Genomic DNA, 19,632 nt, shown 5'->3' with positions numbered 1-19,632 from the left:
AGCGACAGATGGGGCTTTCTGCAGGTTTCTCAAGGGGAAATAGGTCCCCGGCGGGAACCGCGAGGGCCCTGTGATGCTTGCGCGCGAAACCTCCCCACTGAAACAGACCCCGCTGCACGCGCTGCATCTGGCGCGCGGGGCCAAGATGGTGCCGTTCGCCGGCTACGACATGCCGGTGCAATACACGGCCGGCGTGCTGAAGGAGCACCTGCACACCCGCAAGGAAGCCGGCCTGTTCGACGTGTCCCACATGGGACAGCTCGTGCTGAAGGCCAAATCCGGCAAGGTCGCCGACGCGGCGCTCGCGCTGGAAAAACTGGTGCCGCAGGACATTGTCGGCATCGCGCCGGGACGGCAGCGCTACGCGCAATTCACCAACGACGACGGCGGCCTGCTTGACGACCTGATGGTGGCGAATTTCGGCGATCACCTGTTCCTGGTGGTCAACGCCGCCTGCAAGGCCGAGGACGAGGCGCATCTGCGCGCGCATCTCTCCGACACCTGCGAGATCGTGTCGCTGGCCGACCGCGCGCTGATCGCGCTGCAGGGGCCGAAGGCCGAATCGGCGCTGGCGAAACTTTGTGCAGATGTCAGTTCGATGAAATTCATGGACGCCGGCCCGCGCCGCCTCAGCGACATCGACTGCTTCGTCTCGCGCTCCGGCTACACCGGCGAGGACGGCTTTGAGATTTCCGTGCCCGCAGACAAGGCGGAAGCCCTGGTCACAGCGCTGCTGGACAATCCCGATGTGCTGCCGATCGGGCTGGGCGCGCGCGACAGCCTGCGGCTCGAGGCCGGGCTTTGCCTCTATGGTCATGACATCGACACCACGACGACGCCGGTCGAAGGCGCGCTGGAATGGTCGGTGCAGAAGGTTCGCCGCAGCGGCGGCGCCCGCGCCGGCGGCTTTCCGGGCGCCGACAAGATTCTCGCACAATTCGCCGACGGCGCCGCTCGCCGCCGTGTCGGCCTGAAGCCCGATGGCCGCGCGCCGGTGCGCGAAGGCGCTGCCCTGTTCGCCGATCCGACCTCGACCGAACCGATCGGCAAGGTGACCTCGGGCGGCTTCGGCCCGAGCCTCAATGCGCCGGTTGCGATGGGCTATCTGCCGACATCCCTTTCCGCACTCGACACCACCGTTTTCGCCGAAGTGCGCGGCCAACGGCTACCGCTCAAGGTCGCCGCCACGCCCTTCGTTCCGAATACCTACAAACGCTAAACGCCAAAGGATCGATCCCCATGACGACGCTGTACACGTCCGACCACGAATGGCTCCGCATCGAGGGCGACGTCGCCACGATCGGGATCACCGATTACGCACAGTCGCAGCTCGGCGACGTCGTGTTCGTCGAACTGCCGAAGGTCGGCCGCAGCCTGAAGAAGGCCGAGGCCGCCGCGGTCGTCGAATCCGTCAAGGCCGCCTCGGACGTCTACGCGCCGATCACCGGCGAAGTGATCGAGGTCAACGAGGCGCTCGCCGCCGAGCCCGCGCTGGTCAATTCGGATGCCGGCGGCAAGGCCTGGTTCTTCAAGTTGAAGATATCAGACAAGGGCGAGCTCGGCGGCCTGATGGACGAAGCCGCCTACGCCGCACACACCGCCTGAGGATCACCCCAAGGATCTCCCCATGAACGCGCCCTTCAAGCCGATCAACGAAGCCGCCACCGATTTCGTCCGCCGCCACATCGGACCGTCGCCGCGCGACATCAACGCGATGCTGGAAACGGTCGGCGCCGCGAGCCTGCAGGCGCTGATGAATGAGACGCTGCCGGCATCGATCCTTCAGAAGGCGCCGCTCGATCTCGGCCGGGCGCTGAGCGAAACCGAAGCGCTCGCGCATATGAGCGAGCTCGCCGCGCAGAACCAGACCTTCACCTCGCTGATCGGTCAGGGCTATTCCGGCACCATCCTGCCCGCGGTGATCCAGCGCAACATCCTGGAGAACCCGGCCTGGTACACCGCCTATACGCCGTATCAGCCGGAGATCAGCCAGGGCCGGCTCGAGGCCCTGTTCAATTTCCAGACCATGATCTGCGATCTCACCGGGCTCGACGTCGCCAACGCCTCGCTGCTCGACGAGGCGACCGCGGCGGCCGAAGCGATGGCGCTCGCCGAGCGCCACTCGCAGGTCAAGGCGAAGGTGTTCTTCGTCGACAAGGAGGTGCATCCGCAGACACTGGCAGTGATGCGCACACGCGCCGCGCCGCTGGGCTGGGCGCTGGTGGTCGGCGATCCCCTGACCGAGCTCGACAAGGCCGATGTGCTCGGCGCACTGCTGCAATATCCGGGAACATCGGGCACGGTGCGCGACCTCCGGCCGGCGATCGCATCGCTGCGCGCCAAGGGTGCGCTTGCGATCGTCGCCGCGGACCTGCTGTCGCTGGCCGTGCTGACCTCGCCCGGCGAGCTCGGTGCCGACATCGCAATCGGCTCGGCGCAGCGCTTCGGCGTGCCGATGGGTTATGGCGGACCGCACGCCGCCTACATGGCGGTGCGCGACACGCTGAAGCGCTCGCTGCCCGGCCGCATCGTCGGCCTTTCGGTGGATTCGCGCGGTGCACCGGCCTATCGCCTCGCGCTGCAGACCCGCGAGCAGCATATCCGCCGCGAGAAGGCGACCTCCAACATCTGCACCGCGCAGGTGCTGCTCGCCGTGATCGCCTCGATGTATGCGGTTTATCACGGCCCCGAAGGCCTGACCCACATCGCACGCGGCGTGCATCGTCGCGCCACCGTGCTCGCCGCCGGCCTGCGCAAGCTCGGCTTTGCGCCGACCAGCGAGGCGTTCTTCGACACCGTGACCGTCGAGGCAGGAGCGAAGCAGATCGAGATTGTCTCCCGCGCGCAGGCGGAGCGGATCAATCTGCGCATCGGTGCGACCACGCTCGGCATCGCGCTCGACGAGACCACGACGCCGGAGACCGTCGAGGCGGTGTGGCGCGTGTTCGGCGGCAAGCTCAGCTATGCCGAGATCGAGGCGGCCGCGCGCGAGGCGCTACCGAAGGAGCTGCGGCGCACCAGCGCGTTCCTCACCCACCCGGTGTTCAACACCCACCGCTCGGAGACCGAGCTGCTGCGCTACATGCGCAAGCTCAGCGATCGCGATCTCGCGCTCGACCGCGCGATGATCCCGCTCGGCTCCTGCACGATGAAGCTCAACGCCACCACCGAGATGATCCCGTTGACCTGGCCGGCGTTCGGCAATCTGCATCCGTTCGCCCCCGCGGATCAGGCCAAGGGCTATCACGCGCTGTTCAAGCGGCTCGAGCAGTGGCTGTGCGACATCACCGGCTATGACGCGGTCTCGCTGCAGCCGAACTCCGGCGCGCAGGGCGAATATGCCGGGCTGCTGGCCATCCGTGGCTATCACCTCGCGCGCGGCGAGCCGCACCGCAAGGTGTGCCTGATCCCCTCCTCCGCGCACGGCACCAATCCGGCCTCGGCCGCGATGGTCGGCATGGATGTGGTGGTGGTGGCTTGCGACGCGCGCGGCGACGTCGACGTCAATGATCTCCGCGCCAAGGCGGAGAAGCATTCGGCCAATCTCGCCGCCGTGATGATCACCTATCCGTCGACCCACGGGGTGTTCGAGGAGCATATCAGCGAGATCTGCGACATCGTGCATGCGCATGGTGGCCAGGTCTATCTCGACGGCGCCAACATGAACGCGCAGGTCGGGCTGTCGCGGCCCGGCGATTACGGCGCCGACGTCAGCCATCTCAATCTGCACAAGACTTTCTGCATTCCGCATGGCGGCGGCGGCCCCGGCATGGGCCCGATCGGCGTGAAGGCGCATCTTGCGCCCTATCTGCCGGGCCATCCCGCAACCGACGGCACGGTTGCGCACGCCATCGGCCCGGTATCGGCCGCGCCGTTCGGCTCGGCGTCGATCCTGACCATCTCCTACATCTACATCCTGATGATGGGCGGCGAAGGCCTCACGCGCGCCACCGAGGTTGCGATCCTCAATGCCAACTACATCGCCGCGCGGCTGCAGCCGCACTTCCCGGTGCTGTATCGCAACGAGCGCGGCCGCGTCGCGCATGAGTGCATCGTCGACCCACGGGCGCTGAAGACGACCAGCGGCGTCACCGTGGACGACATCGCCAAGCGGCTGATCGACTACGGCTTCCACGCGCCGACCATGAGCTTCCCGGTGGCGGGCACACTGATGATCGAACCGACGGAATCGGAATCGAAGTTCGAGATCGACCGCTTCTGCGATGCCATGATCGCGATCCGGGGCGAGATCGCGGAGATCGAGAAGGGCCGCTGGAAGGTCGAGGCCTCGCCGCTGCGCCACGCACCGCACACCGTCCACGACATCGCCGACGATGCCTGGAACCGGGCCTACACCCGCACCGAGGGCTGTTTCCCGGCCGGCGTGTCGCGGTCCGACAAATACTGGAGCCCGGTCGGCCGCGTCGACAATGTCTACGGCGATCGCAATCTGGTGTGCTCGTGCCCGCCGATCGAGGATTACGCGCAGGCGGCGGAGTAACGGGCCATGTTGTAGGATGGGTAGAGCGCAGCGAAACCCATCCTACGGTCCGGTAATCATAAGGCCCGACGAGACTGCGGGCAAACGACGGCGAGCAATACCGCCGCAGGAGGAAACATGCGCGAGGAATTCTGGTTTCATTTCCCGTTTCGCGTCCGCTATTCCGAAGTCGACGCGCAGGCCGTGGTGTTCAACGCGCACTACCTCACCTACTTCGACACCGCGATAACCGAATATTTCCGTGCACTCGGCTACGATTATCTCGGCGAGGTCGCGCGGACCGGGATCGATTTTCACACCGTGAAATCGGTGGTCGAGTACAAGGCGCCGATCCGCTTCGACGAGGACATCGAGGTCTGCGTGCGGGTCGCGCGGATCGGCCGTTCCTCGATCGTGCTTACTCTCGCGATCTTCGCCAAGGGCTCCGACGACCTGCGTGCGACCGGCGAGATCATCTGGGTCGCGACCGATCAGAAGACCCATCAATCGGTCGCCGTGACCGAGGACCTGCGCGCGCTGATCGCGAGCCGCGAAAAAGCGCTGGCGTAGGCTGATCTGCGCACACCCGCTGTCAGACCTACGGGGCAACCAGGGCGCGGCCTTCGGAGTCCCAGCGCCACAGCCGGTCATTGGTCAATTCAGTGCCGCCCCACCAGCGATGGATCGGGTTGTGCTGACTGAAGTCGCGCGCGCGATCCGACACTTCCTGGCCGAAATCGGTGAGCGACAGCCGGCTGTACAGCAGCCGTTCTCGCCGGGCCTCCAAATCGTCTGGCCCCTCGATCTCGGCAGGGAAGCCGGTCAGGACCGGCGATGGACAATAAGCGAGCCGGTCCAGGATCAGCTCCGCCTCCTGAAAATCGAACACGCCGCGTTGCCTGTTCAACTCGCTTGAAAGGACCTGTGGCTTCGCCTCGCCGTCGGCGACGAGATCCAGCAACCGCAGTTCGGACGCGCCGAGGCCGGTGTCACGCCCGGGAAGCTCCTCAAGCAGCGCGATGAGAGCCGCCCGGAGCTGCGGTATCGCCGACAGATCCTGCATGAGAAGCTCGAAACAGGGCTCGGGAGTCGGAGCGCAAAAGGCGCTCCAGGCGCGACTGGCCAATTCCGACCGATCATCGGTCGCCGCAAGTGCCGGCAATCGCCATTTCGCCGAGCTTTCGCCTCGGTAGCTGCCGATCTCGACATCGGTCTGGACCAGACGGAGCTTCGCGACGATGTGTCGGTGCGGACGGAGCACGTCGAGCAGCCAGACCAGCACCAGTTGGTCATTCGGCCGAGGATCAGCCCAAAGCTCGACACTGTCGCAACGCTCGCAGAGCGCGACGAGACCGACGTCCTTGCCTACAGAGCCAGTCCATCTTGAACTGACGAAGTCGAGCCAGTGCGTGTCGAAATCGACATGCTTTGCGGAGCGCGCCTCCAGGAGGGTCGCGAGGTCATCTGACGAGGGCATTTTCCCCCAAACGAAGCGCGGTCTCAAGCCGACGACGATGTCCGCCCTTCCCGCCTGTCTCAGGCGGTAGCTCGCAAGGTCGTTTGTCGCTAGGATCAGACTCGTCACGGTGCGCGCTGCTCCCGCTACGTGCGATGGCCAGTCAATGCCGGATTCCAGCGCCAGAGGTTGTCGTTGGTGAGATGCGTGCCGCCCCACCAGCGATTGATCGGATTGTGATCGGTGAAGTCTGCCTCGTGGGCGAGGACTGCCTTGCCAAACTCGGTGATCGACAAGCGGCTTCGCTGGTAGGCCTCAAGACGCACCCGTGCATTCCCGGGTTCGATGACACGCAAGTCATCGTCGAGCCCAGCGATCACCGGCTGCGGTCCATGCGCAAGCCCTTCGAGCAGCCCGCCAATTTCCATGTCGTTGAAGACGCCACGCTGGCGAAAGCCGCGAAGATAGAGCAGCGCGTTCGTGCCCATGAAACCCGCAGCGATCAGCTCAAGCAGCCGTATCTCGGTCACACCAAGTCCCGATCCGCGCCACGGCAGTTCGCAGAGCAGATCAAGCAGAGCCGGCCTCAGCAACGGAAACGCACTCAGATCGCGGTACACCGCATCGAAGCACGCCTCCGGAGTTGTTGCCCGGTACGCTTGCCAGCACATGCTAGCCGTCTCGATATCCGCAGGTCGGATGTTAGCCTGCGGGACCTCGTTCCAACCGCGCCATGCCGGGTTCATCGTTAGCAGGCTGAAGCCCACGAGACGCAATTTCAGCTTCGCTAACATGTCCGGCCGAGCATGAAACTGGTCGAGCATCCAGATCAACTGGAGCTGATCGCTTGGATCAGGGTCAAACCACAATTCGATGATGTCGAACGACTGGCAATAATCGTTGAACGCGAGGTCCTTCCAAGTCGCGCGCTTCGCGGACGGGGAAATCCAATCCGACCAATGTTTCCCCGGCTTCTGGCCCGCTCGCACGCCGAAATAGGCCGCCAGCTCTTGTGGCGAAGGCAGCACGCCCCAGGCGAAGCGAAATGAAAGCGGAAGCACCGCGTCGCCCAGACCTGCGCGCTTCAGGTCGAGCCCGGATGGATTACTCAAGATCAGACGCTTCACCGCTTCAACTCACTGAACGCCGCACAAAACCAAACGGACGCCGAAGACGTCGGCAACTCAACGTCCTCAGCGCCCGCTTGCAGCGAAATGATTTGATCGTTCGAGCATGATCTTTTCGGAAAACCGCTTCGCACTTTTCCGGATCATGCTTGAGGCTTACTCGTCGGCGGGCTCTTCGCCCTCGGCGTCGCGCTCGGGCGTGCCGGCGAGGATCTGCTCGGAGATCAGGCCGGAGTTCTGCCGGATCGCGGCTTCGATCTTGGCGGTGATATCGGGATTAGCCTTCAGGAACGCCTTCGAATTCTCGCGGCCCTGGCCGAGCCGCTGGCTGTCATAGGAGAACCAGGCGCCCGACTTCTCGACGATGCCGGCCTTGACGCCGAGGTCGAGGATCTCGCCCATCTTGGAGACGCCCTCGCCGTACATGATGTCGAACTCGACCTGCTTGAAGGGCGGCGCCAGCTTGTTCTTCACCACCTTGACGCGGGTGGTGTTGCCGACGACCTCGTCGCGCTCCTTGATCGCGCCGATGCGGCGGATGTCGAGACGGACCGAGGCATAGAACTTCAGCGCGTTGCCGCCGGTCGTGGTCTCCGGCGAGCCGTACATCACACCGATCTTCATGCGGATCTGGTTGATGAAGATCACCATGGTATGGGACTTGTTGATCGAGGCGGTGAGCTTGCGCAGCGCCTGGCTCATCAGGCGCGCCTGCAGGCCCGGCAGCGCATCGCCCATTTCGCCTTCGAGCTCGGCCTTCGGCACCAGCGCCGCAACCGAATCGACCACCAGCACGTCGACCGCGCCGGAGCGCACCAGCGTGTCGCAAATCTCCAGCGCCTGCTCGCCGGTGTCGGGCTGCGAGATCAGGAGTTCGTCGATGTTGACGCCGAGCTTGCGCGCATAAACCGGATCGAGCGCGTGTTCGGCGTCGATGAAGGCGCAGATGCCGCCCTTCTTCTGGCCTTCCGCCACGGTGTGCAGCGCCAGCGTGGTCTTGCCCGACGATTCCGGCCCGTAGATCTCGACGACACGTCCCTTCGGCAGGCCGCCGACGCCGAGCGCAATGTCGAGCCCCAGCGACCCCGACGACACCGTCTCGACATCCATCGAACGGTCGTTCTTGCCGAGCTTCATCACCGAGCCCTTGCCGAACTGGCGCTCGATCTGGGAGAGCGCGGCTGAGAGGGCCTTGGACTTGTCCATGGAGGATCCTTCGACGATACGCAGTGCAGTGGCGGACATTTGGGATGTGCTCCTTATGGCGGGGATTCGCTAGCGGGAAAAACGGGCGATGCGATCAGGCGGAATGCGTTGTTGGCAGGAATCTCGTACCACGTTTGTTCTATGTTCGCAATATGTTCTTTCTGGCGTGTCGGGTGCCGGCGGCATTTAAGCCCCTGTCTCCTAGTTTGAATTCCGGAGTGTCCCAATCCGATTAAGCGAACAGAAACCAAGGCTTGGCCGATGTTCTCAGTAGGACTACCGAGAGGGCCTATTCACTGTTTTGGGCTTATAAATTTTCATGGGACGCCATCTGTTCCCGCGCTCCCGGCCACCATGGGCAGCGTCCGTCAGTTCTGGTTGGGGCGGCCCAGTTGCCGGTCAAAAAGAAAAGGCGAGACGCATCACGCTGCCTCGCCTTTTTCCTCGCCCTCCACCTCCGAACGGCGCCCTCGACCGCCCGATCGGGAGGGCGACGACCGCCGTGATTGATTTGAGAACTTCGCTAACCGCTCCCGGAGGCGCCTCAATCGGCGGTCTCTCGTTCAAGCCTTCCGGGCCCGCTTCCCTGTGACGTCAGCACCATCGGTGACGCCAGCGCCAGCGCGGTGAGGCGCCGCAGCAACGCAGCCCGGATTGATCACCGCAATAGCCAATTTGGGACATGTCCTGCCGCACAAATTATATAGGCTTCCACTATCAGGATTTTGCACACCTTCCTGGGGCTAGGGCCAGCGCCGTCCGCAAGCATTTCAAGCGGGCGGCGTTGTGCTGTCAGGCATCAGCCGGACGCCGACGGAAGCCATTGTCGAAGCGTTTGGGCCGCCGAGCGGCGCGATCCGTAGTTCTCCGGGGCAGAACAAAGTTCCGCGAGCAGGCTGCTCCGCCTTCGTCTCGACTTCATCAGATAATCAACGAGTTGCCGAAGGATTTGCCGGCGCCGGATCGCGATTGGCACAATCTGCATACTACCTTGGTACCCCTCCTGACGCCCAAAAAAACTACGTAGCGTTCATGGGAAGACTCGGGTTCCGGCAGTGTTCGTAACATTGGCTTGTCCGGACCATCGCACTGATTGCGCATTGCGAGGCAAGGCGACGCCGCCGGCGAACGGATCCACCTCGGGATTCGCAACGACGCCCAAACGGGCGCGAAGATTCACTCCATCGTTTGACGGGCGTTAATCATTAGCACAACCTTTGATTTAAGTGTCGACGACCGCCATTGATCCGCGGAACCGTTCCAGATGATTCACAAGGGCGTCGAATTCAGCATCACGCAGCTCATGGCCGGCGTCTGGAAGTGGCGTTTCCAGATCGGCGATCGGGTCTTCACGGGCAAGACCGAAGCAAAACTCGACCTGTTGGCGATCCGCCGCGTGCAGTTGCGGATCGACCGCGAGCTGAACAATCTCGGGCTCGGACGGACCCGCGGGCACCGCGATCAGGACTGAGGCGCAGCCTGTCCGGCAAGCTTCAGTCCGCGCTTGCCAGCCGCCGCATCGTGAACTCGATGTCGCCGCCAGGCAGCTCCCGCCAGCTCTCGACGGCGCTCATATAGGCGGCCTTCGGGTAGCGCTTGAGAAAGTCGCGCGCCCGCAGGCGGGCCTCATCGCGCGGCAGGCTGAAGGTCTCGCGCAGATAGCCGTCATCCGGCTTGCGCCGAGCGGCCATCCGGCTGGCGAGATCGCGCGGACGAAACACCATTGCCGCAACTCCGGAATAGAGCCCCGTTCCGATTGAATCGGAACCGGGCTCTAGATTCTATTTGTGACGCGTTTTCTTCACGCGAACCGGTATCCACTTCGCTCGAAAACGCTCCAACTGACGACGCCCCCAATATAGGGGCGGCGCCACAAGAATCCGAGTCTGCGGGAAACCGGCGAAGCCGGCCCGACCGGGCTACTGGCTGCGCTGCGTGGAGCTTCCGGGCTGCGCGGAGCTTCCGGTCTTGGTTTTCGGCTTGGCGGGAGGATGGGCTGCCGCCTTCGGCGGCGCATCGCTGCGCACCGCGCCCCAGGGATCGGACGATCCCTTGGCATCCGGAATCTTGCTCAGCGAATCCTTGTAGGCCCGGTCGTTGACCGCGTCGCGATCCTTCTCGTCCTGGGTCTTGGTCTTGACCTCAGGCATCAGATTGACGTTCGGCATTTGCGCATAGGCCGGCGCCGACAGCAGCACCGCAACCGCAACTGCGCTCAAAACTCTCATAAGAACGCTCCTTGCATTTTCGTCAGCGGTATATCACCCCAAGAAAGCCGCCGCCAAGCGCGCCCGTCCCCGCCCTAGAGGTGGTCTGACTTGCAGGATTTCGGCGACTGCATCCAGTCGTCCCAGATCGGACCGCATCGCGTGCAACTGCCGAGTGCAAGCCCGATCGCGATCACGCCGCCCAGCAATACCAACCTGCGGAACATGTACGCCCCACCACTGACGAGGGGCGATTGGGCGCCAAAACTGGGGCATTTTCAAGCCGGGCACGGCGCTTGCAACGCCGCGCAAGCGCGTCGGACAGCAGCGCAAGCGCGTCGGAAGGCAGAGCGCGCGTCGGAGCGCAACGCCCACGCGATGGGTTTGACCGGGCAGCCCCCGAAACTACAGTACGCAACAAAGCAGAAAAGGAATCGACATGACTTTGGCGATGAGCTGGGACGAATGGACGCGGCATGACGGGACGGCGCTCGCCGAGCGCGTCAGGAACGGCGAGCTGACGCCGCGGGAGCTGGCGGCACAGGCTGCCGCCGCCACAGCCAAGGTCGATCCCGCGCTCTCCGGCGTGGTCGAGCTGTTCGACGACGTGATTGCCGATCCCGCGCGCGACGGCGCCGATCTCAACGGCCCGTTCGCCGGCCTGCCCTTCCTGATGAAGGATCTCGGCCCCACGCTGAAGGGCCGGCTGCAGGAAATGGGTTCGCTGATGATGCGCGGCAACCGCGCCGCGGCCGACACCTTCCTGACCGCGAAGCTGCGCAAGGCCGGTCTCAACTTGATCGGCCGCACCACCACGCCGGAGTTCGGGGTCTGCAGCTCGGCCGAAAACCCCGCGGTCTATGTCACGCGCAATCCCTGGGACACCGACTACACCACCTGCGGCTCGTCGGCCGGCAGCGCGGCGATGGTCGCCGCCGGCGCCGTCCCGATCGCGCATGCGACCGACGGCGGCGGCTCGATCCGGATTCCCGCCGGCGTCAACGGCAATATCGGGCTGAAAGTGTCGCGCGGCGTGTTCTCGCTCGCGCCGCATCTGTCCGATCTCACGGGCCTCGTCTCGATCCAGGGCTGCCAGTCGCGCTCGGTGCGCGACACCGCAGCCTTCGTCGATAGCTGCCGTGGCCCGGCGCCCGGCGAGTTCATGCCGTTCTGGACACCGCCGGAGCCTTATACCGCGATGATCGCGCGCGACCCCGGCCGGCTCAGAATCGCGCTGTCGCACACATGGGGCGACTATCGCGCGACACCGCACATCGCAGCCGAGCTCGAGCGGGTCGGCCGCTTCCTCGAGGGCCTCGGCCATCACGTCGACTACGCCCTGCCCTCGATCGACTATAGGGAAGCCTTCGCGGCGCAGACCACCTGCTACATCAGCAATTTCGCCGTCGTGATCGGCAACATGCTCGCCGCGCGCGGACTTGAGCGGCCGCCTTCGGACCTGATCGAGCCGATCAACATCCGCATCTGGGAGCATGGCCGCGACTTTAGCTTCGCCGACCGCGCCCGCATGCAGGCCGTCTTCAACACGACGGCGCGCGGCTTCGGCGCCTTCTTCGCGGATTGGGACATCATCCTGACGCCGATCACGGCGCTGCCGACGCCGAAGATCGGCACCACGGAATATCTCACCATCAGCGACAACCCGTCGGTGCTGGACTGGTTCGGCAATCTCTGGCGCAACTTCGCCTTCACACCGCTCGCCAATCTCTGCGGCATCCCGGCGATCTCGTTGCCGCTCGCGACCAACGAGCACGGCCTGCCGCTCGGCATTCAGGCGATCGGCAAGCAGGCCGATGACGGCCTGCTGCTGCAGCTCGCCGCCCAGATCGAACGGGCGATCGACGGCAAGTGGAATGACGGCAAGCGGCCTGGCGTGCATGTCACGCGCAACTAGGCAATAAACAGCAAACAAGACATCAGCGGAGGGAACGGAACGTCATGCAGCAGGCCGGTGAATTCGGGATCGACGACGCGAAACGCGTGCTCGGCGACGTCTTTGCGCCGTGGGTGCAGGACCTCAATCTGTCGATCGAGCAGTTCGACATCGCGCCGCCGGCGGGCGGCGATGCCGACTGGCAGCCCGGCGCCGTCCTGCGCATGCCGTTTTCCGAGCGCCTGTGCCGCCAGGGCGGTATCGTCTGCGGCCAGGCGCTGATGGCGTTCGCCGACACTGCGATGGTGCTGGCCAATCTCGCGGCCAACAAGGGCTATCGTCCGATGACGACGGTCGACCAGACCACGCATTTCATGCGCGCGGCGACCGCCTCCGACGTGCTGGCCGATGCGCGCGTGGTCCGGCTCGGTCGCACCATGAGCTTCGGCCGCGTCACGCTGCTCTCCGCCACCGACAACAAGCCGGTGGCGATGGTGTCGAGCGCGTTCGCGATGCTGCCGGGATAACTACTTGCCGAGCACCGCCTCGGCGGCGTTGACGATGCTGATGGTCGGATTCTTTCCGCAATAGGTGCCGAACTTCTTGGCGTTCTCGGTAAACACGTCGGTGTCGATGATCGCCTCGTCGGAATCGCCCTTGTACCAGCCGTCCATCCAGACCAGCACCATCTTGATGGTGTCGTCGCCGCCTTCGACGAACTGCTTGCAGGTCATGGTCGAGAGATCGAGGACGGTGGCGTTCGCCGGCGCGGATGACAGCGCGAGCGCGGCGGCAAGCATGATCGAGGCAGTGATCTTCATCGCAATCTCCTTGGGCAATGATCCGAAAATGAACAGGCGCCGGAAGCCCGGCGCGTCCGCTCGCGACCTCGTAAGCGAAGCGTCGCGGCGAACGCAAGCATGACATCGTGCGCGCATGCCCGCACGTCGTTTCGGTGCACGGATTGAGAATCCGTGTTTCTGATTTGTGACGGCGCCGCGCTAAAACGTGATGAGAACAGGTGTGTACTCAAAAATCCAGTGTATGCGAGCGGGGATCGCGAGGTCCGTGTCGCTCTCAAAAGCCGACATCGGCGATGCTTCGGGGAATGTCCGCCCAGGGCCAGGAGCTGACATTTCTTCGGTCTGCTGCTTTTCCAGAACGTCTTCGCTTCAGAACTAAGCACCGCTTTTGGGATGGATGCGGCGAACCTCCAGTTCCTCCCACCGCGTCATGACTTTCGTGTTGAAGCGCGCCTGATCAAACCTGACTTCGCCGTCATCCTCGACCAGAAAAATATCATCTTGGGACGCGACGGCTTTCAGAAAGCGATGCGAGCGAATGTCGAGATTTACTAACCCTCCACGGTACGCGAAATGGCTGTGCAGGTACTCAAAGGCGAACATCGCAACACAGTAGTTGTCGAAAGTCTCGAATTTCAGAAAGTTAGCGGCCTCGCATTCGTCTAAGGTCACAACGGGCTTAAAAAAGATTTTCGATTGGCCGGGAAGACGAGTTGTCCAACGAGGCGGGTTCGGCTCGTAAAGCGGCTTCAGAGCACCAACTTGGTTCAGGACCCCTGCGGGCCATTCCCAGCGCCCCGAACCTTCGACATAGAACGCCTCATGCAGCGCGCCATTTTCATCAGGAAGCGATTGGAGCCAACCTTGCTTTCGGTCGAGATCAATCTTCCGGTAAACCTCGAACAGAAGCTCGTACACGATCGCAGCCACTGTCGCGTTTTGCATTCCTCGATCTCCTGATACCGGCTCACGCTCGTCCGTCAGGGTTATTTGTCAATCCCTAAGAAATTCGCCGGGGGATGACACGGAACATCCGCGTTGGGGTCAAATGCGGCGGTCGAGGATCGTTGATGAGAAGTCTGGACTGCACCCAGTACCGGACCAGTCAGAGGCGGCGAAGAACCTGAATTCATCGCGCTTTAGCGGAGCGAGGCGATACATGCGAAACTTCTGAATAGTAGAAATATACCCCTGAGTTGCCCGACGTGTCAAGCTGCCTTTCGAACGCCTGTCAGTAGCTCGTGATCTGTCGCCTGTTTGTAGCTCGTGAAGTGTCGTGTTTTCGGTGCCCCGGAACAAAGGGGGCACGATGGGCACGGCATCCATTCACGAGGGTGTACGACGGATGCGGTTTTCAAGTTTGTTGGAGCGGACGGAGGCCAAGGAGCTGACGCAGGAGGCGGCGTCAGAGGTTCTGGGGATCAGCGTGCGGACCTTTCAACGTTGGGCAGAACGCTTTGAGGCGGAGGGCGATGACGGGCTTGTCGACCGGCGGATGGGTCAGCGCTCGCCGAGGCGGGCGCCGGAGGAAGAACTGGAGCGGATGCTGGGGCTGTTCCGGGACAAGTACGCGGACTTCACGGTGAAGCATTTCCACGAGCAGCTGCAAAAGCGGCATGACTATATGCTGGGCTATACGGTGACCAAGCTGGCCTTGCACGCGGCGGGGTTGGTGCGGAAGGCGCCGAAGCGTTCGGCGCACCGCAAGAAGCGCCCACGCCGGCCGCTTCGGGGCATGCTGCTGCACCAGGACGGATCGCGCCACGTCTGGATCGAAGGTCTGCCCGCGAAGGACCTGATCGTCACGATGGACGATGCGACCAGCGAGATCTACTCGATGGTGCTGGTCGAGGAAGAAGGAACGGCCTCGACCTTCCAGGCCTTGCGCGAAGTGATTGGCGAGCACGGCCTGTTCTGCGCGCTCTACACCGACCGTGGCAGCCATTATTTCCTGACCCCAAAAGCCGGCGAGAAGGTCTCGAAGACGCAACAAACCCAGGTGGGACGGGCTTTGTCGCATCTTGGGATCGAGCATATCGCAGCCTATTCGCCGCAGGCGCGCGGGCGCTCCGAGCGGGTGTTCGGCACGTTGCAGGATCGGCTGCCGAAGGAGCTGCGGCTTGCCGGGATCACGACGCTCGAAGCCGCCAACACGTGGCTGAAGACGCATTACATCGCCGGGCACAACGCCGCGTTTGCGATCAAGCCCGAACAGGAAGGCACGGCATTCGTGGCCGACCGGCACGAAGCCTGGCGCGAGGCGCTGTGCGTGATCGAGGAGCGAACCGTCGGCAACGATAATACCGTTGCATGGAACGGTCGGCGGCTGCAGTTGCCGCAGAGCCGGCTCAGGCCCCACTTCGTCAAGGCTGTGGTGCGCCTACATGAGTATCCCGATGGCACCGTCAGCGTGTTCCTCGGACCGCATCGGTTGGCGATGTTCAGCGCCAACGGACACCAGATCAGCCCCGACGCGCCTCAGCCTGGCAGCGTGCTCGGAGCCGTCAAGGACAAGCCCTTGCGGGCGCGCAAGCGCGCGTCCTTGACCGCTCCTGCGCGCGCCGCCCTCAAGATCGTGCGGGTCGGGGCGGAGAAACGGGCTTCAAGTCGAACAAAGAAACACACCCGCAGGGCTAAAACCGCCGCAACAGCCATGGCATGATCAATCAGGGAAAGCCGTCCCCGCCTTCCGGCTCCCCTGCAAATCAGAAACGAAGGCGACAGATCACGAGCTACAAAAACACGACATCTTCACCCGCTACGGACAGCTGCCTTTCGAACGCCGGCAGCCGCCGGCTACTTTGCATGGGGTTGTTTTCGATATTTTGCAGGCACGCACCTGCGGCAGGGAGTACCTAAGCTGATCGCGAGCGACGGCTGTGCCGCCAGCGCCACAACAGCGCAACGAGGGCGACGAGCACGAGACCTGCGGCCACAGCCTTGGCAGCAAACCGTCCGCCGGGACGATCGATCAGGCGCGTGAGAAGTGAAACGCCCTCGCCCTGGCGCGGCAGGCGAAATGCCACCACGCTGTCGCCGATCGAGGTGCCGCCCTCGGAATGGCCGCCGGCGCCGATCACGACATACTGCTCGCCCTTCCAGAGATAAGTCATCGGATTGGCGACGCCCGGCACCGGGAGCCGGCCGAGCCACAATTGCCGGCCCGACTTGACATCGAACGCGCGCAGATAGGCGTCCATCGCGCCGGTGAACAGCACTCCGCCCGCGGTGATCGCAACGCCGCTGAGCAGCGGCGTGCCGGTATTGAGCGCGATGCCGAGCGGTGCAAGATCCTCGCTGGTGCCGACCGTCGCATGCCAGAGGATCTTGCCGGCCTTGAGATCGACCGCCACCGTCTCGCCCCACGGCGGCTTGTTGCAGGGCGAGCCAACCTCGGTACTCGCCAGCGCCCGCGACATCGCAAACGGCGCGCCCTGCTGCTGGCCGAAATCATGGCCGGGCGGCGGATTGAAGCCCTTGGCCTGGTCGCGTGGAATCAGCGTGATGATGTGCGCCGCGTGACTGACATTGGCGAACAGGATCTGGTTGACCGGATCGAACGCCGCGCTGCCCCAGTTCACGCCGCCGCCGGTCATCGGATAGACAATCGTGCCCTGCGTCGACGGCGGCGTGTAGAGCCCCTCATTGCGGGATTGCGCGATCAGCTTCTCGCAAGCCGCGCTGCCGACGCCCGGCAGCAGGCCCGCGACATCATCGGCCGTCATCCGTTGCGTCAACAGCGGCGGCACATGGGTCGGGAATGGCTGAGTCGGCGACAGTTGCTCGCCGTCGGCGCCGTTCTGCGGCACCGCGCGTTCCTCGACCGGCCACACCGGTTTGCCGGTGTCGCGATCGAGCACGAACACAAAGCCCTGCTTGGTCGGTTGGATCACCACGTCGCGTATGCCGCCGCCGGTGTCGATCCGCGCCAGCGTCGGCTGGGCCGGCAGATCATAGTCCCAGACGTCGTGATGCACGGTCTGGAACGCCCAAGCGAGCTCACCGCTCTCGATGCGCAGCGCGACGACGGAATTGGCATGCTCGTCATTGCCGGGACGCTTGCCGCCCCAGAAATCGGGACTGGGCGATGTCGTCGGCAGGAACACCAGGCCGCGCTCCTCGTCCACCGACATCGGTGCCCAGACGTTGCTGTGGCCGGCCTCGACGCCGGCATGCACCAGCGGATCGAAGGTCCAGCGCGGCTGGCCGGTCCGCGCATCAAAGGCGCGCACCACGCCGACCGGCGCATCGACCCGCCGGTTGTCGCCGATCGCGGATCCGACCACGACCACGCCCCGTCCGGTCACCGGCGCCGACGTGATCTGAAACTCGCCGGGCCATTCCAGCTTCATGCCGGCGTCGATCTTGATCTCGCCATTGTTGCCGAAGTCGGTGCAGGGCTTGCCGGTCCTGGCATCGAGCGCGATCAAGCGCGTGTCATTGGTGCCGGTGAAGATGCGTGACTTGCAGGCCGTGCCTTCAGCGGCACGCTCGTCCGTCCAGTGCGCGACGCCACGGCAGACAAACCGGTTAGCTGGCCGCTGCGCCATGCTGATCTTGGGATCGAAACGCCATTTCTGCGCACCGGTGCCGGGATCGACCGCGATCACCTCGTTGAACGGCGTGCAGAAGATCAGGCTGTCCTCGACGAACAGCGGCGTCACCTCGAACTTGGTGCGCTTCATGACCTCAGGCGGACGCGCATCGAGATCGCCGGTGCGGAATTCCCAGCCGCGCACCAGCGTGCCGACATTGTCTGTCGTGATTTGCGTCAGGGGCGAGAAGCGTGTGCCCCCACGGTCGCCGCCCCAATACTCCCAGGCGAGCGCCGGCTGCACATAAAGCACCAGCGCGGCAAGCAGGCGAAACAGCGACCGCATTGCGTCCTCCCGCGAGATGCGATCATCAGATGCATCTCATGCGGGAAAAGCCTTTACGCGATTGGCGCGTCAGTATCCACCCCTGTGATAACCGCCGCCATAATGGCCGCGATAACCACCGCCGCCGATGCCAATCCCGATTCCGATCGGCGGCCCGACCGGTTCGTAAACCACGGCCGGAGGCGGACGGCGCACCACCACGACGTCGTCCTCGACCACGACGCGCGGCGGGCGCTTGCCGGCGCGGCGCGGCGGACCGGGATCGGCACGCTTCTTCACGGGCGCTGCGGCCTTCTGCTGCTCCGGCGGCGGCGCGGTGTTGCAGGGACAGGTCGGCGCCGCCAGCGCGACATTGGTCGCGGGCACGCTGAGCGCGGCGGCCGGTGTCAGATCGGGACGGTAGCGCAACCGTTCGATCATCTTGCGCGCGGTCGCCGTCAGATCGCTGTCGGGGTACAGCACGAGGAAGCTGCGATAGGCCGCCGCCGTGTTGGCAAGAATGGCGTCGTTCCAGGCCACCATGCGGCGATGCCGGTCGAGCCAGTCGCGCGCCTGCAGGCCGCGCGGTGTGCCGGCGAAGACCGCGGCGAAGGCTTCATAGGCTTCATCGGTGCCGTCGACCACCATCAGTTCGTTTGCAGCCTCGATCGGCTTGCCCTGCAATTCGCGCTTCCATTCGTCGACGGTGCGCTTGGCCGCAGCCGGCGCCGGCGTAGCCGCGGGCGACGCCGACGTACCTGCCACGAAGCGGAAGTCGTCGGTGAGCGACGAGGAGTCCCAGGGCGTCTGGCGGCCGTCGGTCGCCTTGTTCACCGCAAGACGAACGCGCTTGAAGGTGTCCTCGATCGGGATCCCCGGCTCCTTCGCCGAAGCCAACAACGCGGTCGTGTAGGGACTGTTGACGCCGCTGCCGTCCTCGGCCTCAGCGCCCGGTGACGTCGAGAACGAGACAAAGGTGCCGGGCGCGCCGATCCTGGCATCAACAATGGCAAGCCCATGCCCGGCCGTCTTGCTGAGCTCCGGGAAGGGATTGTTGCGGCAGGCATCGAGCAGCACGATGCGCATCCGGCTCGGCACCGAGGTCAGCGTGTTCAGGATGTCGTTGAGGCGAATCGCCTGGATCGGGATGTCGGCCTCGCGCTTCGGATCGACATCGACCGGCACCAGGTAGTTCTCGCCATCGATCTGCAGGCCGTGCCCGGCATAGAACACCAGCGCCACGGTGTCGGCCCCCTTCGCCGCCACCTCGCCGGCGAAGTCGCTGATCCGTGTGCGCATCTCGTCCTGCGTCAGATCCGACGCCGTCGTCACGGCAAATCCGGCATCGGTCAGCATCTGCGACATCGCCCTGGCGTCGTTGGCCGGATTGGGCAGCGCGGGCACCGACTTGTAGGCGGACTGCCCGATCACCAGCGCCAGGCGGCTTTCCGCCAGTGCCGGCACGGCACCGAACAGGATTGCAGCCGGAACAATCAGGCCGAGGAGCGAACGGCGAAGCATGGCGGCCTCCGACAATGACATCGGAGATGGGTCGATAGCCGTCAGGTGAAGGTTCATGCCGTGCGGCAATCTGCTGCCG

At 64.3% G+C, this 19,632-nt stretch carries 18 protein-coding genes; 8 read left to right on the top strand and 10 right to left on the bottom strand.

Annotated features, from left to right (window positions below; translation table 11 throughout):
- Positions 1-73: 73 nt before the first annotated feature.
- The 4 genes from gcvT to ACE10Z_RS17855 all read left to right on the top strand — a co-directional run bounded on the left by gcvT (position 74) and on the right by ACE10Z_RS17855 (position 5,050).
- Complete coding sequence (gene gcvT, locus ACE10Z_RS17870; protein WP_375789087.1) at positions 74-1,219, top strand: glycine cleavage system aminomethyltransferase GcvT; 1,146 nt, start codon at positions 74-76, stop codon at positions 1,217-1,219.
- Between the two features lie 20 nt (positions 1,220-1,239).
- The gene (gene gcvH / locus ACE10Z_RS17865; RefSeq protein ID WP_074124812.1) at positions 1,240-1,605 is read left to right on the top strand and encodes a glycine cleavage system protein GcvH; all 366 of its coding nucleotides are present in this window, start codon (positions 1,240-1,242) and stop codon (positions 1,603-1,605) included.
- Between the two features lie 22 nt (positions 1,606-1,627).
- The gene (gcvP, locus tag ACE10Z_RS17860; RefSeq protein ID WP_375789086.1) at positions 1,628-4,501 is read left to right on the top strand and encodes an aminomethyl-transferring glycine dehydrogenase; all 2,874 of its coding nucleotides are present in this window, start codon (positions 1,628-1,630) and stop codon (positions 4,499-4,501) included.
- Positions 4,502-4,618: 117 nt separating this feature from the next.
- Complete coding sequence (locus tag ACE10Z_RS17855) at positions 4,619-5,050, top strand: acyl-CoA thioesterase (protein WP_375789085.1); 432 nt, start codon at positions 4,619-4,621, stop codon at positions 5,048-5,050.
- A gap of 28 nt (positions 5,051-5,078) precedes the next feature.
- Here the strand turns inward: ACE10Z_RS17855 and ACE10Z_RS17850 are convergent, their stop codons facing one another.
- The 3 genes from ACE10Z_RS17850 to recA all read right to left on the bottom strand — a co-directional run bounded on the left by ACE10Z_RS17850 (position 5,079) and on the right by recA (position 8,308).
- Complete coding sequence (locus ACE10Z_RS17850) at positions 5,079-6,065, bottom strand: hypothetical protein (RefSeq protein WP_375789084.1); 987 nt, start codon at positions 6,063-6,065, stop codon at positions 5,079-5,081.
- A 17-nt stretch (positions 6,066-6,082) separates the two neighbouring features.
- Positions 6,083-7,063 (bottom strand): hypothetical protein, encoded by a 981-nt coding sequence (locus tag ACE10Z_RS17845; RefSeq protein WP_375789083.1) that lies wholly within the window; start codon positions 7,061-7,063, stop codon positions 6,083-6,085.
- 156 nt (positions 7,064-7,219) lie between these two features.
- Positions 7,220-8,308, bottom strand: a complete 1,089-nt coding sequence (recA, locus tag ACE10Z_RS17840) for a recombinase RecA (protein ID WP_050402041.1) — start codon at positions 8,306-8,308, stop codon at positions 7,220-7,222.
- A 1,225-nt stretch (positions 8,309-9,533) separates the two neighbouring features.
- Here recA and ACE10Z_RS17835 point away from each other — a divergent pair.
- Entirely contained in the window at positions 9,534-9,740 is a 207-nt protein-coding gene (locus ACE10Z_RS17835; RefSeq protein ID WP_375789082.1) for a hypothetical protein, read from the top strand.
- A gap of 22 nt (positions 9,741-9,762) precedes the next feature.
- Here the strand turns inward: ACE10Z_RS17835 and ACE10Z_RS17830 are convergent, their stop codons facing one another.
- The 3 genes from ACE10Z_RS17830 to ACE10Z_RS17820 form a co-directional block, all read right to left on the bottom strand.
- The gene (locus ACE10Z_RS17830; RefSeq protein WP_375789081.1) at positions 9,763-9,993 is read right to left on the bottom strand and encodes a hypothetical protein; all 231 of its coding nucleotides are present in this window, start codon (positions 9,991-9,993) and stop codon (positions 9,763-9,765) included.
- A gap of 195 nt (positions 9,994-10,188) precedes the next feature.
- On the bottom strand, positions 10,189-10,497 hold the full coding sequence (locus ACE10Z_RS17825; RefSeq protein ID WP_375789080.1) for a hypothetical protein: 309 nt from the start codon (positions 10,495-10,497) through the stop codon (positions 10,189-10,191).
- A gap of 74 nt (positions 10,498-10,571) precedes the next feature.
- The gene (locus tag ACE10Z_RS17820; protein WP_298377343.1) at positions 10,572-10,703 is read right to left on the bottom strand and encodes a peptidylprolyl isomerase; all 132 of its coding nucleotides are present in this window, start codon (positions 10,701-10,703) and stop codon (positions 10,572-10,574) included.
- 212 nt (positions 10,704-10,915) lie between these two features.
- Between ACE10Z_RS17820 and ACE10Z_RS17815 the strand changes: the two genes are divergently transcribed.
- Positions 10,916-12,391, top strand: a complete 1,476-nt coding sequence (locus tag ACE10Z_RS17815; RefSeq protein ID WP_375789079.1) for an amidase — start codon at positions 10,916-10,918, stop codon at positions 12,389-12,391.
- Between the two features lie 44 nt (positions 12,392-12,435).
- Positions 12,436-12,897 carry a PaaI family thioesterase gene (locus tag ACE10Z_RS17810; protein WP_375789078.1) on the top strand — a complete coding sequence of 154 codons (462 nt, stop codon included), beginning with the start codon at positions 12,436-12,438 and terminating at the stop codon, positions 12,895-12,897.
- Here the strand turns inward: ACE10Z_RS17810 and ACE10Z_RS17805 are convergent, their stop codons facing one another.
- Entirely contained in the window at positions 12,898-13,191 is a 294-nt protein-coding gene (locus ACE10Z_RS17805; RefSeq protein ID WP_028339845.1) for an HdeA/HdeB family chaperone, read from the bottom strand.
- Between the two features lie 357 nt (positions 13,192-13,548).
- Positions 13,549-14,118 (bottom strand): hypothetical protein, encoded by a 570-nt coding sequence (locus ACE10Z_RS17800; protein WP_375789077.1) that lies wholly within the window; start codon positions 14,116-14,118, stop codon positions 13,549-13,551.
- 400 nt (positions 14,119-14,518) lie between these two features.
- On the opposite strand from ACE10Z_RS17800, the gene ACE10Z_RS17795 reads away from it, so the two are divergent.
- Entirely contained in the window at positions 14,519-15,835 is a 1,317-nt protein-coding gene (locus ACE10Z_RS17795; protein ID WP_375789076.1) for an ISNCY family transposase, read from the top strand.
- A gap of 193 nt (positions 15,836-16,028) precedes the next feature.
- On the opposite strand, the gene ACE10Z_RS17790 is transcribed toward ACE10Z_RS17795, so the two are convergent.
- Both ACE10Z_RS17790 and ACE10Z_RS17785 read right to left on the bottom strand, forming a co-directional pair.
- Positions 16,029-18,053, bottom strand: a complete 2,025-nt coding sequence (locus ACE10Z_RS17790) for a pyrroloquinoline quinone-dependent dehydrogenase (protein ID WP_375789075.1) — start codon at positions 18,051-18,053, stop codon at positions 16,029-16,031.
- A 69-nt stretch (positions 18,054-18,122) separates the two neighbouring features.
- Positions 18,123-19,553, bottom strand: coding sequence for a caspase domain-containing protein (locus ACE10Z_RS17785; protein ID WP_375789074.1), 1,431 nt, complete (start codon positions 19,551-19,553; stop codon positions 18,123-18,125).
- Positions 19,554-19,632: the final 79 nt, after the last annotated feature.

The sequence above is a fragment of the Bradyrhizobium sp. Pha-3 genome (assembly GCF_042258615.1).
GTDB lineage: Bacteria > Pseudomonadota > Alphaproteobacteria > Rhizobiales > Xanthobacteraceae > Bradyrhizobium.
Note: the sequence above shows the minus strand (reverse complement) of the source record. Positions and strands in the feature narration are given on the sequence as shown.

Coding starts and splice junctions, on each gene's coding strand:
- gcvP (WP_375789086.1), top strand. CDS start 1,628: ATGAACGCGCCCTTCAAGCCGATCAACGAAGCCGCCACCGATTTCGTC.
- ACE10Z_RS17830 (WP_375789081.1), bottom strand. CDS start 9,993: ATGGTGTTTCGTCCGCGCGATCTCGCCAGCCGGATGGCCGCTCGGCGC.
- ACE10Z_RS17825 (WP_375789080.1), bottom strand. CDS start 10,497: ATGAGAGTTTTGAGCGCAGTTGCGGTTGCGGTGCTGCTGTCGGCGCCG.
- ACE10Z_RS17805 (WP_028339845.1), bottom strand. CDS start 13,191: ATGAAGATCACTGCCTCGATCATGCTTGCCGCCGCGCTCGCGCTGTCA.
- ACE10Z_RS17785 (WP_375789074.1), bottom strand. CDS start 19,553: ATGCTTCGCCGTTCGCTCCTCGGCCTGATTGTTCCGGCTGCAATCCTG.
- ACE10Z_RS17790 (WP_375789075.1), bottom strand. CDS start 18,053: ATGCGGTCGCTGTTTCGCCTGCTTGCCGCGCTGGTGCTTTATGTGCAG.
- ACE10Z_RS17820 (WP_298377343.1), bottom strand. CDS start 10,703: ATGTTCCGCAGGTTGGTATTGCTGGGCGGCGTGATCGCGATCGGGCTT.
- ACE10Z_RS17800 (WP_375789077.1), bottom strand. CDS start 14,118: ATGCAAAACGCGACAGTGGCTGCGATCGTGTACGAGCTTCTGTTCGAG.
- ACE10Z_RS17855 (WP_375789085.1), top strand. CDS start 4,619: ATGCGCGAGGAATTCTGGTTTCATTTCCCGTTTCGCGTCCGCTATTCC.
- ACE10Z_RS17795 (WP_375789076.1), top strand. CDS start 14,519: ATGCGGTTTTCAAGTTTGTTGGAGCGGACGGAGGCCAAGGAGCTGACG.
- gcvH (WP_074124812.1), top strand. CDS start 1,240: ATGACGACGCTGTACACGTCCGACCACGAATGGCTCCGCATCGAGGGC.
- ACE10Z_RS17810 (WP_375789078.1), top strand. CDS start 12,436: ATGCAGCAGGCCGGTGAATTCGGGATCGACGACGCGAAACGCGTGCTC.
- recA (WP_050402041.1), bottom strand. CDS start 8,308: ATGTCCGCCACTGCACTGCGTATCGTCGAAGGATCCTCCATGGACAAG.
- gcvT (WP_375789087.1), top strand. CDS start 74: ATGCTTGCGCGCGAAACCTCCCCACTGAAACAGACCCCGCTGCACGCG.
- ACE10Z_RS17835 (WP_375789082.1), top strand. CDS start 9,534: ATGATTCACAAGGGCGTCGAATTCAGCATCACGCAGCTCATGGCCGGC.
- ACE10Z_RS17815 (WP_375789079.1), top strand. CDS start 10,916: ATGACTTTGGCGATGAGCTGGGACGAATGGACGCGGCATGACGGGACG.